This window comes from Pigmentiphaga sp. GD03639 (assembly GCF_029845405.1).
GTDB classification, from domain to species: domain Bacteria; phylum Pseudomonadota; class Gammaproteobacteria; order Burkholderiales; family Burkholderiaceae_B; genus Pigmentiphaga; species Pigmentiphaga daeguensis.
Genome location: NZ_JAOCLR010000022.1, coordinates 1 through 12,081, shown reverse-complemented (window position 1 = coordinate 12,081; position 12,081 = coordinate 1). Strand labels below are relative to the sequence as shown.

Annotated in this window: 15 protein-coding genes; 8 read left to right on the top strand and 7 right to left on the bottom strand. The window is 66.5% G+C overall.

Going from position 1 to position 12,081, the window contains the following annotated elements:
- The first annotated feature begins 22 nt into the window (after positions 1 to 22).
- The 3 genes from N5K27_RS20310 to N5K27_RS20300 are packed head-to-tail and all read left to right on the top strand — an operon-like array spanning position 23 to position 2,151.
- Positions 23 to 985: a tripartite tricarboxylate transporter substrate binding protein gene (locus N5K27_RS20310; protein WP_087841256.1), complete on the top strand. Its 963-nt coding sequence runs from the start codon at positions 23 to 25 to the stop codon at positions 983 to 985.
- Positions 986 to 1,006: 21 nt separating this feature from the next.
- Positions 1,007 to 1,738 (top strand): SDR family oxidoreductase, encoded by a 732-nt coding sequence (locus N5K27_RS20305; protein ID WP_087841257.1) that lies wholly within the window; start codon positions 1,007 to 1,009, stop codon positions 1,736 to 1,738.
- An 11-nt stretch (positions 1,739 to 1,749) separates the two neighbouring features.
- Positions 1,750 to 2,151: a hypothetical protein gene (locus tag N5K27_RS20300; protein ID WP_087841258.1), complete on the top strand. Its 402-nt coding sequence runs from the start codon at positions 1,750 to 1,752 to the stop codon at positions 2,149 to 2,151.
- A gap of 35 nt (positions 2,152 to 2,186) precedes the next feature.
- Here N5K27_RS20300 and N5K27_RS20295 read toward each other — a convergent pair whose 3' ends face one another.
- Positions 2,187 to 2,879 (bottom strand): TetR/AcrR family transcriptional regulator, encoded by a 693-nt coding sequence (locus N5K27_RS20295; protein ID WP_087841259.1) that lies wholly within the window; start codon positions 2,877 to 2,879, stop codon positions 2,187 to 2,189.
- Between the two features lie 181 nt (positions 2,880 to 3,060).
- On the opposite strand from N5K27_RS20295, the gene N5K27_RS20290 reads away from it, so the two are divergent.
- The 3 genes from N5K27_RS20290 to N5K27_RS20280 all read left to right on the top strand — a co-directional run bounded on the left by N5K27_RS20290 (position 3,061) and on the right by N5K27_RS20280 (position 6,106).
- Positions 3,061 to 3,888 (top strand): alpha/beta hydrolase, encoded by an 828-nt coding sequence (locus N5K27_RS20290; protein WP_165963264.1) that lies wholly within the window; start codon positions 3,061 to 3,063, stop codon positions 3,886 to 3,888.
- 70 nt (positions 3,889 to 3,958) lie between these two features.
- Positions 3,959 to 4,930, top strand: coding sequence for a tripartite tricarboxylate transporter substrate binding protein (locus tag N5K27_RS20285; protein ID WP_279818386.1), 972 nt, complete (start codon positions 3,959 to 3,961; stop codon positions 4,928 to 4,930).
- 267 nt (positions 4,931 to 5,197) lie between these two features.
- Positions 5,198 to 6,106 carry a LysR family transcriptional regulator gene (locus N5K27_RS20280; protein WP_279818384.1) on the top strand — a complete coding sequence of 303 codons (909 nt, stop codon included), beginning with the start codon at positions 5,198 to 5,200 and terminating at the stop codon, positions 6,104 to 6,106.
- Positions 6,107 to 6,122: 16 nt separating this feature from the next.
- Here the strand turns inward: N5K27_RS20280 and N5K27_RS20275 are convergent, their stop codons facing one another.
- From N5K27_RS20275 to N5K27_RS20260, 4 genes are all read right to left on the bottom strand, one after another.
- The gene (locus N5K27_RS20275) at positions 6,123 to 7,307 is read right to left on the bottom strand and encodes an FAD-dependent monooxygenase (RefSeq protein WP_087841263.1); all 1,185 of its coding nucleotides are present in this window, start codon (positions 7,305 to 7,307) and stop codon (positions 6,123 to 6,125) included.
- 3 nt (positions 7,308 to 7,310) lie between these two features.
- A complete protein-coding gene (locus tag N5K27_RS20270; protein ID WP_279818382.1) occupies positions 7,311 to 8,303 on the bottom strand; it encodes a tripartite tricarboxylate transporter substrate binding protein in 993 nt (330 codons plus the stop codon).
- Positions 8,304 to 8,412: 109 nt separating this feature from the next.
- Positions 8,413 to 8,877 (bottom strand): MarR family transcriptional regulator, encoded by a 465-nt coding sequence (locus tag N5K27_RS20265; RefSeq protein ID WP_279818380.1) that lies wholly within the window; start codon positions 8,875 to 8,877, stop codon positions 8,413 to 8,415.
- A gap of 94 nt (positions 8,878 to 8,971) precedes the next feature.
- The gene (locus N5K27_RS20260) at positions 8,972 to 9,253 is read right to left on the bottom strand and encodes an HU family DNA-binding protein (protein WP_087841266.1); all 282 of its coding nucleotides are present in this window, start codon (positions 9,251 to 9,253) and stop codon (positions 8,972 to 8,974) included.
- 371 nt (positions 9,254 to 9,624) lie between these two features.
- Between N5K27_RS20260 and bioB the strand changes: the two genes are divergently transcribed.
- Together bioB and arfB are read left to right on the top strand one after the other, a co-directional pair.
- Complete coding sequence (bioB, locus tag N5K27_RS20255; RefSeq protein ID WP_279818379.1) at positions 9,625 to 10,626, top strand: biotin synthase BioB; 1,002 nt, start codon at positions 9,625 to 9,627, stop codon at positions 10,624 to 10,626.
- A 7-nt stretch (positions 10,627 to 10,633) separates the two neighbouring features.
- A complete protein-coding gene (gene arfB / locus N5K27_RS20250) occupies positions 10,634 to 11,056 on the top strand; it encodes an alternative ribosome rescue aminoacyl-tRNA hydrolase ArfB (protein WP_279818377.1) in 423 nt (140 codons plus the stop codon).
- A 16-nt stretch (positions 11,057 to 11,072) separates the two neighbouring features.
- Here the strand turns inward: arfB and N5K27_RS20245 are convergent, their stop codons facing one another.
- The gene (locus tag N5K27_RS20245; RefSeq protein WP_279818375.1) at positions 11,073 to 11,633 is read right to left on the bottom strand and encodes a DUF1415 domain-containing protein; all 561 of its coding nucleotides are present in this window, start codon (positions 11,631 to 11,633) and stop codon (positions 11,073 to 11,075) included.
- 12 nt (positions 11,634 to 11,645) lie between these two features.
- On the bottom strand, positions 11,646 to 12,081 hold a 436-nt coding region (locus N5K27_RS20240), incomplete at its 5' end, for a cation transporter dimerization domain-containing protein (RefSeq protein WP_279818373.1).

Sequence of the window (12,081 nt, the reverse complement as noted above, 5' to 3'; positions counted from 1 at the left end):
CTTTCGAGAGGAGACGACATCGATGAAGAAGTGCCTTGCCGCGTTTGCCGCGATCACCCTGATGGCCGGCGCGCCGGCCCTGGCCGCCGACTACCCCGTGCGGCCCGTACGCATGTTGCTGGGATATCCCGCCGGCAGCGGCATCGACAATGTGGCGCGCCAGGTGGCTGCGGGATTGGAAAAGGAGCTCGGCCAGCCGGTGGTGGTGGAAAACAAGGCCGGCGCGCTCGGCAACCTGGCCGCCGACTTCGTGGCCAAGGCGCCTGCCGACGGCTACACCATCCTGTTCACGCCGAACTCCACCCATGCGGCCAACGTCCACTTGTTCAAGAAGCTGCCCTTCGATCCCATCAAGGATTTCGCGCCGGTGGGCACGGTGGCCAGCCTGGGGTTCGTCCTGCTGGTGGCGCCCGAACACACCAAGGTCGACAACGTCGCGCAGTTGACCAAGATGCTCAAGGATCAGCCCGGCAAGTATTCGTGGGGCAGCGGCAACGCCACGGGACAGGTGGCGGGAGAACTCTACAAGACACTGGCCGGCGTCGATGCCGTCAACGTGCCTTACAAGGGCGTGCCGCCGGCCATGACCGACCTGATCGGGGGGCGGGTGAGTTTCCTGTTTGCCGACGCGACGCTGGCCATTCCCCAGCTCAAGGGGGGCCGCGTGAAGGCGCTGGCGGTGACGGGCAGCAAGCGGCCCACGTCGTTGCCCGATGTGCCCACCATGGCCGAAGCCGGGGTGCAAGGCTACGACCTGGGGGGATGGTTCGGCATCTTTCTGCCCGCCAATCCGCCCGAGTCCGTGCGCAAGACGCTGAGCGCCGCGTTGCTCAAGGTCACCGGCAGCCCCGAGATGGCCCGCTTTCTGCGTGGCATCGGCGCCGAACCCCTGAGTGGAGGGCCGGACGATCTCGCGCGGGTGGTGGCGGTCGATACCGAGAAGTGGGGGCGCATTATCCGCGCCGCGGGCATGACCGTCGAATGACGGGCAACGGACGGGGCAAACATGCGAAGTCTTGAGGATCGCGTCGCGATCGTGACCGGCGCCAGTTCCGGCATAGGCCGGGCCGTGGCGGTGGCGTTCGGCCAGGCCGGCGCGCGCGTGGTGCTGGCCGCCCGCAGCCGGGATGCCTTGGACGAGACGGCACGGATGGTACGCGAGGCGGGCGGCGAGGCGCTCGCCTGCGTCACCGATGTCGGCCGTGAGGAAGACGTGGCGCGATTGTTCGGCGCGGCGCTTGCCGCCCATGGCCGCGTGGACGTGCTGGTCAACAACGCCGGCGTCACCACCAGTCAGCCTATCGAGGACATGAGCCTGGACACCTGGCGCAGCGTCCTCGATGTGAACCTGACCGGTGCTTTCCTTTGCAGCCGCGAGGCCTTTCGGGTCATGAAGCCGCGGCGCCAGGGACGCATCATCAACATTGGCAGCGTGGCGGCCAAGGTGCCGAGGCCGGACTCGGTGCCGTACACGACGACCAAGCACGGCTTGTCCGGCATGACCCATGCGCTGGCGCTGGACGGACGGGCGCACGGCATCGCGGTCAGCGTGCTGCATCCCGGCGTGACCGAGTCGGCGCTGGCCGCCAAGTCCGGCCGCAAGTTCGAACCCGGCGAGTTGATGAAGGCCGAGGACGTGGCCCGCGTCGTGCTGCTGATGGCCAGCCTGCCGCCCGAAGTGAATTTTTACGAAGGCACGATGTTTCCGCTGTCCATGCCTTTGCTGGGTAGGGGCTAAAATCCCGAGGCATGAACGCCTCGTTTCCCATCCGCAAGGAATGCCCGCCCGGCGCCTGTATCTGCGAACGCGACCATTTGCTGGCCGACCCGCAGGGCGATAGGCGCATTCTTCTTTTGACCAAGGAAGAAGAGAAGCGGCTGGTGGCTCGCCTCGAGGCCCTGGCCTCCCTGGAGGACCTGATGGCGATGCAGGCGCGCATGCATGCGCAACTGGGTATCGTGCTGCATATCGAGCCCAGCGCCAACGAAGTCCGTACGGTGCGCGGTATCGCCATCGAACTGGCGGAACAGCGGGGCTTGTGCCGCAAGACGCGTGAGGCCATTCCCGCCGCGATCCGCCGCTGCTTCGAACGCACGCCCGGGATCGTCTACGCCTTGCTCGATTCGCGCGACCTGTTGGGAGGGGCGTAGCCCGCACGGCGGGCCGCGCCGCATGGCGTCGCCGCTCAGTCGGTGGATGCCAGCGCCTGCCGTTCGGCGTCCATGGGCGCCAGCCCCTCGATAGCCAGGCGCAGCAGCGCGCGCAGCGAGGCCAGGCCGACGCCGGGGCGCGGCGTGGGCTGGCTGAGCCAGCGCCGCACTTCGGCCAGATAGATGGTGACGAACAACGAGGCGATGAGCTCGGGGGCCGCGTTGCTGCCTATTTGCCCCTGCTCCTGTTTGCGCCGCACCACGTCGGCCAGCATGGCGTAAATGTTGGCGCGGCGGGCGTAGAAACGGCGCGTTTCCTCGCCACGGTCGCTGCTGCGAGCCAGGAAGTCCGAGGTGGCCTGCACGGCCGGCCGCGAGATCTGCGGATGCCTGGCCCAGTAGCGGTACCGCAGCTCAAAGAAAGCCATGAGCAATTCGATCAACGGGCCGTCCCGCTGTAGCACCCTGGCGCCTTTGTCGTTCACGGCATCCAGGTCGTTGTTGACGATCATCATCAACAGATCGAGCTTGTCCTCGGCGTAGACGAAGATGGTTCCGATGGCCACTTCGGCGCGCTGCGCGATCTCGCGCGTGGTCGCCGCGTCGTAGCCTTTTTCCAGGAAGATGTCGCGCGCTGCGTGCTTGATGCGCCGCAGCTTGTCGAGTTTGGCGCGCTCGCGCAAGCCCAGTTCCTGGTTCGGGGACGACGAAGCGGATGGATTCTTCATGAAAGAGCAGGACGCGAAGGAATGAGGGGCGGCGGGGCCGGGCCGCCTATTCTAGAAGAACTCGGCAGGCCTCCCGCGCGATGATGCAAGATTCTCTTGATAAGTAAAGAATCTTTATATAAGGTGTTATTATCATAAGCGCCGGATGTCACCGGACGCGAGAGAGACAAGGGTGTACGAAATGGTCGACGCGCTGGGGCAATCCGCCCGGATCCACACCACGGTTGACGATGGCCGGGCCGTAGTCTGGCGGCAATGGGGCGCCGGCCCGCTGGTCGTCCTCCTGCACGGCAACAGCGGTTCGTGGACGCATTGGGTGCGCAACATCGCCGCTCTGGCCGAACGCTTCACGGTGCTCGTGCCCGATCTGCCCGGCCATGGCGATTCCGACCTGCCGGCGGGCGACGTGTCGTGCGCCGCTTTCGCCAGTCTGTTGTGGCGCGGCATCGATCAGATCGCGGGTCCCGATGCAAACGTGGCGCTCGTCGGATTTTCCCTGGGCTCGGTCCTGGGGGAGAGCATGGCGCGGCAACAGCCACTGCGCGTCCGCCAGATACTGTTGTTGCGCGGAGCTTTCACGCGCACGGTGCCGCGGCCGCCGGAATTGCTGCGTTGGCGCGGCATAGCCGATCCGGCCGAGGCGGCCCGTATCCACCGGCACAACCTTGAAGTTTCCATGTTCGGCGACGCCGCCCTGGTCGATGACCAGGCCGTCCGGCTGCATGCCGACAACCTGGAGCGTTGCCGGCTGGACACCCGGCCGCTGCTGGCCAGCCGCGAACTGGAGGCTTTCCTGGGCCTGCGTTGTCCGGTGCACGGCATTGCCGGCGAACGCGATGTCTACGGCGGCGGCGATGCGCCCGCGCAAGGCCGCGCCCTGCGCGAGGCGTTGCCGCAGGCTGTCTTCGACATGATTCCCCGGGCGGGCCACTGGGCGGCCTACGAGGCCGCGGATACGGTGAATGCCCTGATGGTGCGGTCGCTGGAAATGAAACATGATCAAATTTGATCGCGTTCAAAAATAAGAAAGGCCGCCACCGAGCGGCAGGACCCATATGGCTATGAGAAAGGAGACTGCAATGAAGAAGATGATCATGACGGCCCTGGCGACCGCGACCGTGCTGGCCTTGCCGGCGGCGCAGGCGCAAGGGGATTTTCCCAATCGTCCGCTGAGGCTGGTGGTATCGTTCCCGCCGGGCGGCAGCACGGACCTCATCGCCCGCGTCATGGCACCCGTCATGTCCAAGCAGCTGGGCCAGCAGGTGGTGGTCGAGAACAAGGGCGGGGCAGGCGGCAACATCGGCGTCGAATCGGTGGTTCGATCGGCGCCCGATGGCTACACGATGGTATTCAGCGGGGCAGGCGCGCTGGGCATCAACAGCGTGTTGTATCGGACGATGCCTTTCGATCCCGTCAAGGACCTCATCCCGGTCAGCATGGTTGCGAGCTCGCCCTTTGTCTTGGTGGGACCGGCGAACTCGCCGTACAAGGACGTCAAGGCCCTGCTTGCCGCGGCCAAGGCAGAGCCGGGCAAGCTGTCGATCGGCCATGGCGGCCTGGGCACGGTCATGCACCTGGCCAGCGAGCTTTTCAATCAGATTGGAGACGTGAAGACCGTCCTGGTGCCCTACAAGGGCACGGGCCCGGCCACCACCGATGCGCTGGCCGGGCAGATTCCGCTGGCGATGAGCGATACGCCCAGCGCCATGGCATATATCAAGGAAGGGCGCATGAAGGCCTTCGCCGTGACGACGCGCGAACGGTCGAGCTCGCTGCCCGACGTGCCGACGCTGGACGAGTCGGGCATGAAGGGCTACGAGGCCATGGGCTGGTTCGGGATCGCCGTGCCCGCCGGCACGCCCGAACCCGTCGTCAAGCGCCTGAACGCGGCGATCCGGGCGGCGCTGAGCGACCCCGGCGTGATCGAACGCGTGCGCGCGGCCGGCGCCGATCCCGCGCCGACCTCGCCCGAAGAGTTCCGCAAGATCATCGCTACCGATATCTCGAAGTGGGGCGATATCGTGCGCCGGACGGGGTTGAAGCTGGATTAAGACCCCCCCTACGCGCTGACGCGCGCCCAGAATGGTGGGCCCCCAGCCGCTACGCGGCAGCCCCCCAAGGGGGCCGGGACCCGCCTTGGGGCGGCCCGGCGCCGGGTCCCGGGGGGCGATGCGGGTGGACCGGAAGGGAAGCCCACCCCCTACGCCCTTCGGGCGCCCCCTTAAGAGGGCGATGCGGGTGGACCGGCGGAGCCGGATCCACCGCATCCTGGGTCTTGGGGGGACGCACGGTGGGGGGAAAACTGAAATAATTGGCGCATGAATATTTCTTTGCGCCAATTGCGGGCTTTTCTGGGGGTGGCGGCATCGGGTAATTTCACCCGTACCGCCCAGCGTCTGCATCTTAGCCAGGCGGGGCTGAGCGCGACCATTCGCGAACTCGAATCCCAGCTCAATACCCGGTTGTTCGAACGTACCACCCGCGCGGTGGTGTTGACCGAGGCCGGCCGTGTCTTTCTGCCCGCGGCGGAGTTGGTCGAGCGTGAACTCAGCGCCGCGGCGGCCCGCCTGCGCGACATGGGGCGCCAGGAAGGCGCCGCCTTGCGTCTGGCATTCACGCCCTTGATGGCGGCCAATGTCGTGCCGGAGACCATGCGGCGGTTCCTGGCGGACCACCCGCAGGTCGAGGTCGAGATCATCGCCGGCAGCCCCCTCGAAATCCAGCAACTGGTCGAGACGGGCGAGGCCGATGCGGCGTTCGGCGCGTTTTTTTCCAAGGTGTCGGGGCTGGTGCGCAAGGCGCTGGCGCCATCGGGGCTGCTGGCGGTTTATGCGCCGGGAAGCTATGCGCCGGTTCCGTCGGCGAAGGGGCGCAAGGACACGACCTGGGAGATCCTGCGCGATCAGCCCTATGTGGCGCTGACGGAAGACAGCCCCATTCATCAATTGGCGGAAGAGGCCCTGTTCAAGCACCAGATCAACATCGGCCGCCGCATCGCCGTACAGCACCTGGATACGGCGCTGGGGCTGGCAGAGCAGGGCTTCGGCATCGCCATCATTCCGGAGTTTTCGCAAAGCGCGTGCGCACGCTACGCCGTGGAGCACCGGGTGATCAGTCCGGCGGTGACTTTCGATTTCTGCTACGTGATGCGGGCGGGGGCGCCCCGGCCCGATACCTTGACTGAATTCACCGAGGTCTTCAAGGCCGTGATGGCGACCCGCACGTAGGGGAAGGCGCGGCCGATCAGATGGGCACGGTTTCGACGTCGTAGGTGAAGAGCCACTCGTAGCGTTCCTTCACCCGGTCTTCCTGCCATTCGCGGTTCACGTAGGCGGCCGCGCCCTCGGCGTGGGCCAGTTCCCGGTTGTGGAATCGCTTGGCGTTGGCATTGGCGCCCAGGATGACATTGGCGGTGCGATCCTTGCGTGCCTGCTCGTAGCGTTGCAGCGCCTGCGCCGGGTCCGCGTACTGGCGCAATGCGCGCGCCAGGATGTAGCCGTCTTCCAGGGCCATGCCCGCGCCTTGCGCGAGGAAAGGCAGCATGGGATGGCAGGCGTCGCCCAGCAGGGTGGCCCGGCCTTCGCTCCAGCGGGGCATGGGGTCCCGAACCATCAGCGCCCATTTGTAGGGAACGTCGATGGCGCGCACCAGGGTATGCACGTCCTCGTTCCAACCGCGCAAATCGTTCAGGCATTCTTCGGTGGTGCCGCGCTCGGTCCAGGACTCGACCTGCCAATCGCTGCGTTCCACGGCCGCGACGAAGTTCACCAGCTTGTAGCCGTGCAGCGGATAGTGGATGACGTGGGCGCCGGGGCCGACCCAATTCACGCCCACCGGGCGGCTCAGGCGCTCGGGCAGCTTGTCGGCCTCGATCACGCCGCGCCAGGCGACCAGGCCGGAGAAATCGGGCCGGTCGGCGCCGAACAACTGGCCGCGTACCAGCGAATGCACGCCGTCCGCGCCGACCAGCACGTCGCCCTGGAAGCTTCGGCCGTCGGCCGTGTAGGCGGTCACGCCGTCGCCGTTCTGCTCGAAGCGCTCGAACTTGGCGCCCAGCACCAGGGCGTCGGGATCGGCGCGCCGCACGCCGGCGGCGATGGCCTGGTGCAGGTCGGCGCGATGCACGGTCAGGTACGGATAGCCGTAGAGTTCCCGCGATACGTCGCCCAGGTTGAACAGGTTCCAGGTCTGGCCGGTGTTCCACAGCCGCACGATCTTGCCTTCCGGCTCGCAGGCCTGTTCTCTCAAGTCGCCTTCCAGGCCCAGCGCGTACAGCACGTGCACGGCGTTGGGCCCGAGTTGTATGCCCGCGCCGACTTCCTTCAATTGCGGGGCTTGTTCCAGGATGCGGACCTGGAAACCTTGTTGGAGCAGGGCGAGGCCGGCGGTCAGTCCGCCCAGGCCGCCGCCGGCGATGATGATGCGCATGAGTCAGTCCAGTGTGGTGTTGGTGCGTTTGATCAATTCGGCCCAGCGCTTGGTGTCGCTCGCCAGGAAGCTGCGGAATTCGTCCGGCGTGGTTTTGATGACGTCCTGGCCGCCGGCCTTCATCTGGCTCATCAGCTCGGGATCGTCCTGGGCCGCGCGCAGCGCGGCATTGAGCTTTTGAACGACGGCGGCCGGGGTGCCGGCAGGCGCCACCAGGCCGGTCCAGGAATACGATTCGAAATCGCCGCCGAAGACTTCGCGCACGGTGGGCACCTGCGGCATGTCGGCCGAGCGCGTGGCGCCGCCGGTGGCAAGTACCTTGGCCCGGCCGCTTTCCAGGTAGGGCCGCACGACGGTGATGGTCTCCAGCGTCATGTCGATCTGGCCGCCGATCATGTCCGCCAGCGCCGGCGCTCCGCCTTTGTAGGGAACGTGCAGGATGTTCGCGCCGGACACCTCCTTGAACCATTCGCCGGTCAGGTGGTTGATGGAACCGTTGCCGGCGGAACCGTAGGACACCTTGTTCTTGGCGGCATAGGCGACCAGTTCCTGCAAGGTATTGGCGGGAAAGGCATGGCGCACCACGAGCAGGATGGGGCTGCGCGCCACCAGGCCGATGTGCGCGAAGGATTCCATCGGCGAGTAGGCCAGGTTGCGGTACAGCCCTGGCGCCACGCCCAGGCTGCTGGTGCTGGCCCACAGCAGGGTGTGGCCATCGGGCTTGGCGCGCGCGACCGAGGCGGAGCCGACCGTGCCGCCCGCGCCGGCGCGATTCTCGATCACCACGGGTTGGCCGAGTTGTTTCGACAGCGTCTTGCCTACCAGTCGTGCGGTGGTATCGGTGGGACCTCCGGGCGGGAAAGGCACGACGATGGTGACAGGCCCGGCGGGAAATTCGGCTGCCACGGCCGATGCGGTGCCGGCCAGGGCCAGTGTTGCCAAGGTGGCGAGGCACGCACGCCGCATCGGCATTGCGCGCAGGATCCGCTTGTTCATCGATGTCCCCTCATTGTCCGTGTTGGGGGACTATAAAGTGAAGCGATGAGTGAGCTGAATCACATAATAATTATGGAATCACAAGGAATTTCGATCAGCGCGATGCACGCTATGTGGCGCCGATATGCCGGCTGCGCAAATCGTCGATGACGGTGCGCAACAATCCGCGAAAGGTCTTGAGCTCCTTGGGGCTGAGGCTGGAGAAGGCCTCCTGCTCGAAGCGGTTCAGCTCGCGCGTGCCGGCCTCGACCACTTCGCGTCCGGCCGGGGTAAGCGTGATGCGCAGGATGCGCCGATTGCTGGCGTCTTCCTTGCGCTCGAGCAGGCCGCGCTCTTCCAGGGTCGAGAGCAATTGGCCCATCGACTGGGGAGTGACGTAGAAGCGCCTGGACAGATCCGCGGAGGACAGCTTTTCACGGTGCGCGACCACGGACAGCACGGTGAACTGGATGCCCGTTACGCCATAGGGCTTGAGCAGGGCGTCGCTGAAGTTGCGGAGGGGATGGTGTACCTGCGAGACCAGGTAGGTGGTGCTGGGACCGCTGAAGGGCTCGGCGGGTTGGTCGGTAGACAAGAATGACTCCGGGAGCGAAGGATTCTTGCAGTGTAAGGCAGACTGATTCGGCGCGCACCGCCGCGGTAGGCGGGGGCGCGCGTGGCGGCGACGCTTACTTGGCGTCGACGGCGTCTTTCAGGACCTTGGCGGCGCTGAAAGCGGGGGCCTTGCGGGCAGCGATCTGGATCGCTTCGCCGGTACGGGGGTTGCGGCCCGTCTTGGCGGCTTTTTCTTTCACCGAGAACTTCCCGACGCCAGGCAGCACGACCTCGTCGCCCTTGGCCAGCGTGTCGCGCAGGGCATCGCCCAGCGCATCGATGAAGGCTTCGGAGACATTCTTGGGTTGTTGGGTGCGCTCGGCGAGAGCGTCGATCAGTTCCTTCTTGGTGCGCATGCGTACTCCTTGAAAAAATATCGGCAGACGGGCCGGATGGCCCTCTGCCTATGCACAGAGCCGGCATTCAAACAATCTTGGAGCAGAAATGCAAGTCCGGCGGTCAACGGCGGCGACCGGCGCAGCGGCGGGCGAGAGCGGCCACTGCGCGGCGGCGCCCGCGAACCCTACCTGAAAAATCCTGCGAAGTTGCAACAGCCGTAGGCGTCATGTTGGCCGCGACTTCGTTCAAAATCAGGGTGTACGCGGCAAGTTCGCCGATTTTTAAGGCAAAAAACGGATTTTGAATATTTGATGCCGCCGTCCGGCTTGCTTACCATGTGCACTGGCGCCGGCCCGCGGGCCGCGCCATTCCCCGTGAAGGAGTTCCCATGCAAGCTGATCCCGCCGTCGCGCCCGCGGCCGCCGCTGTTACATCTCGCCGCAATTGCGCATCCTGGAACGTCGATGCCGTGCTGGCGCTGTTCGAGCTGCCGTTCGCCGATCTGCTCTATCAGGCGCAGCAGGCGCACCGGCGCTTCTTCGATCCCAACGCCATCCAGTTGTCGACCCTGCTGTCGATCAAGACCGGCGGGTGCCCCGAGGATTGCTCGTACTGTCCGCAGTCCTCGCGCTACGACACGGGCGTCGAGACCGAGAAGCTGATGCCGCTGGCCGAGGTGCTGGCGGCGGCCCGGGCCGCCAAGGACAACGGCGCGACGCGGTTCTGCATGGGTGCGGCCTGGCGCAGCCCCAAGCCGCACCAGGTGGACGCGGTGGCCGACATGGTCAAGGCGGTCAAGGACCTGGGCCTGGAAACCTGCGTGACGCTCGGCATGCTGCGCGACGGCCAGGCCGAACAGCTGCGCGAGGCCGGGCTCGACTACTACAACCACAACCTGGATACCTCGCCCGAGTTCTACGGCCGCGTCATCACGACGCGTACCTACCAGGACCGGCTGGATACGCTGGGGCGCGTGCGCGACGCCGGGATCAAGGTCTGCTGCGGCGGCATCGTGGGCCTGGGCGAATCGCGCCGCGAGCGGGCGGGCCTGATCGTCCAGCTGGCCAACATGGATCCCTATCCGGAGTCGGTGCCCATCAACAACCTGGTGCGCGTGCAGGGTACGCCGCTGGCGGACAACGCCTCGGTGGATCCGTTCGAATTCGTGCGCACCATCGCGGTGGCGCGCATCACCATGCCCGAGGCCGTGGTCCGGCTGTCGGCGGGGCGCGAGCAGATGGACGACGCCTTGCAGGTCCTGTGCTTCCTGGCCGGCGCCAATTCCATGTTCTACGGCGACAAGCTGCTGGTCACCGAGAACCCGCAGGCCGAGGCCGACCGCGAGTTGCTGCGGCGGCTGGGCATGCGCGTGGATACGGCCGCGCACTGAGGCCCGCATGCCGCTCCTGCATCTGGCTCCCGGGGTCGCCATCGATGAAGACGAGATCGTCTTCACGATGATCCGCGCGCAGGGGGCGGGCGGACAGAACGTCAACAAGGTGTCGAGCGCGGTTCACCTGCGCTTCGATCTCGGCGCCTCGTCGCTGCCCGGGGCGTGGAAGGAGGCGCTGATACAGAAGGCGGACCGGCGCATCTCCAGCGCCGGCGTGGTGGTGATCAAGGCGCAGGCCTATCGCAGCCAGGAAAAGAACCGCGCCGACGCGCTCGAGCGCCTGGCGGCCCTGCTGGCCTCGGTGGCGGAACCGCCCAAGCCGCGCAAGCCCACGCGGCCGACCAAGGGGTCGCAGCAGCGCCGCCTGCAGCGCAAGGTCCGGCATGGCGAGATCAAGCGCATGCGCGGGCGGGTGAACGAGGACTGAAGCCCGCGCGGGCGTCCTACAGCCCCAGCTTCTTCCAGCCTTCGTGGCCCAGTTCGCGCAGCGTCTCGATGTTGCGTTCGTAGATGCTCTCGGCTTCCGGGAACGCCTCCACCGCCTTGTCCACGCTGGCCTCGCGCAGCAGGTGCAGGGTGGGGTAGGGCGAGCGGTTGCTGTAGTTCTCGATGTCGTCGGCGCCGGTGCCCGCGAACTGGTAGTCGGGATGGAAACTGGCGACCTGGATCTCGCCTTCCAGGCCCAGCGCTTCCACGGCGGCGTCGGCCTCGTCCAGGAACTCGTTGTAGTCGTAGAAATCGGCCAGCGTCCAGGGGTGGATCAGCAGCAGGGTGTCGACCTGTTCCGGGTCGCTCTGCGCCAGCGTGCGCAGGCAGGCGCCCAGTTCCTCGAGCAACGCGTCGGGGTCGCGCGCATCGCTGACCACGTACTGGATCTGGCCCTTGGTATGGACGGCCTTGGCGAAGGGACAGAGATTCAGGCCGATGACGGCCTTCTCCAGCCACGCGCGGGTGGCGTCGATGATGGCCGGATGGGAGAGGGAGTCGGGCGGGGACGTGAACATGATGCGTGGCGCTCAGCTGATGCGGACCTCGGGCGAGGCGACCGCCTGTTGTTCGGGCTCGATGTGGATGACGATGGAGCTGCCTTCGATGTAGCCATGGATGGCGGTTTCCAGCCGGTCGCAGATCGCGTGGGCGGCGCCCACCGACATCGCGCCGGGCACGACGAGATTGAATTCGATGAAGACGCGGGGGCCCGAGCGGCGCGAGCGCAGGGTGTGGGCCTGCAGCGCCCCGGTGCCGTGGTCGCGGATGATCTGCCGCACGTCGTCGACGATCTCGCGCGACAGGGCTTCGTCCATCAGGCCGCCCACCGAGTCGCGCATCAGCTGCCACCCCGACCACAGGATGTGCAGCGCCACCAGGCCGGCGATGATGGAATCCAGGCGGGTCCAGCCGGTCAGCGCCACCAGCGCCACGCCGATCACGACGCCTATCGACGAGACTACG

Excerpts from the sequence above, each read along its gene's own strand:
- N5K27_RS20310 (WP_087841256.1), top strand. The coding sequence starts at position 23 with ATGAAGAAGTGCCTTGCCGCGTTTGCCGCGATCACCCTGATGGCCGGC.
- N5K27_RS20290 (WP_165963264.1), top strand. The coding sequence starts at position 3,061 with ATGGTCGACGCGCTGGGGCAATCCGCCCGGATCCACACCACGGTTGAC.
- N5K27_RS20280 (WP_279818384.1), top strand. The coding sequence starts at position 5,198 with ATGAATATTTCTTTGCGCCAATTGCGGGCTTTTCTGGGGGTGGCGGCA.
- N5K27_RS20275 (WP_087841263.1), bottom strand. The coding sequence starts at position 7,307 with ATGCGCATCATCATCGCCGGCGGCGGCCTGGGCGGACTGACCGCCGGC.
- N5K27_RS20305 (WP_087841257.1), top strand. The coding sequence starts at position 1,007 with ATGCGAAGTCTTGAGGATCGCGTCGCGATCGTGACCGGCGCCAGTTCC.
- N5K27_RS20260 (WP_087841266.1), bottom strand. The coding sequence starts at position 9,253 with ATGCGCACCAAGAAGGAACTGATCGACGCTCTCGCCGAGCGCACCCAA.
- bioB (WP_279818379.1), top strand. The coding sequence starts at position 9,625 with ATGCAAGCTGATCCCGCCGTCGCGCCCGCGGCCGCCGCTGTTACATCT.
- arfB (WP_279818377.1), top strand. The coding sequence starts at position 10,634 with ATGCCGCTCCTGCATCTGGCTCCCGGGGTCGCCATCGATGAAGACGAG.
- N5K27_RS20270 (WP_279818382.1), bottom strand. The coding sequence starts at position 8,303 with ATGAACAAGCGGATCCTGCGCGCAATGCCGATGCGGCGTGCGTGCCTC.
- N5K27_RS20295 (WP_087841259.1), bottom strand. The coding sequence starts at position 2,879 with ATGAAGAATCCATCCGCTTCGTCGTCCCCGAACCAGGAACTGGGCTTG.
- N5K27_RS20300 (WP_087841258.1), top strand. The coding sequence starts at position 1,750 with ATGAACGCCTCGTTTCCCATCCGCAAGGAATGCCCGCCCGGCGCCTGT.
- N5K27_RS20245 (WP_279818375.1), bottom strand. The coding sequence starts at position 11,633 with ATGTTCACGTCCCCGCCCGACTCCCTCTCCCATCCGGCCATCATCGAC.
- N5K27_RS20285 (WP_279818386.1), top strand. The coding sequence starts at position 3,959 with ATGAAGAAGATGATCATGACGGCCCTGGCGACCGCGACCGTGCTGGCC.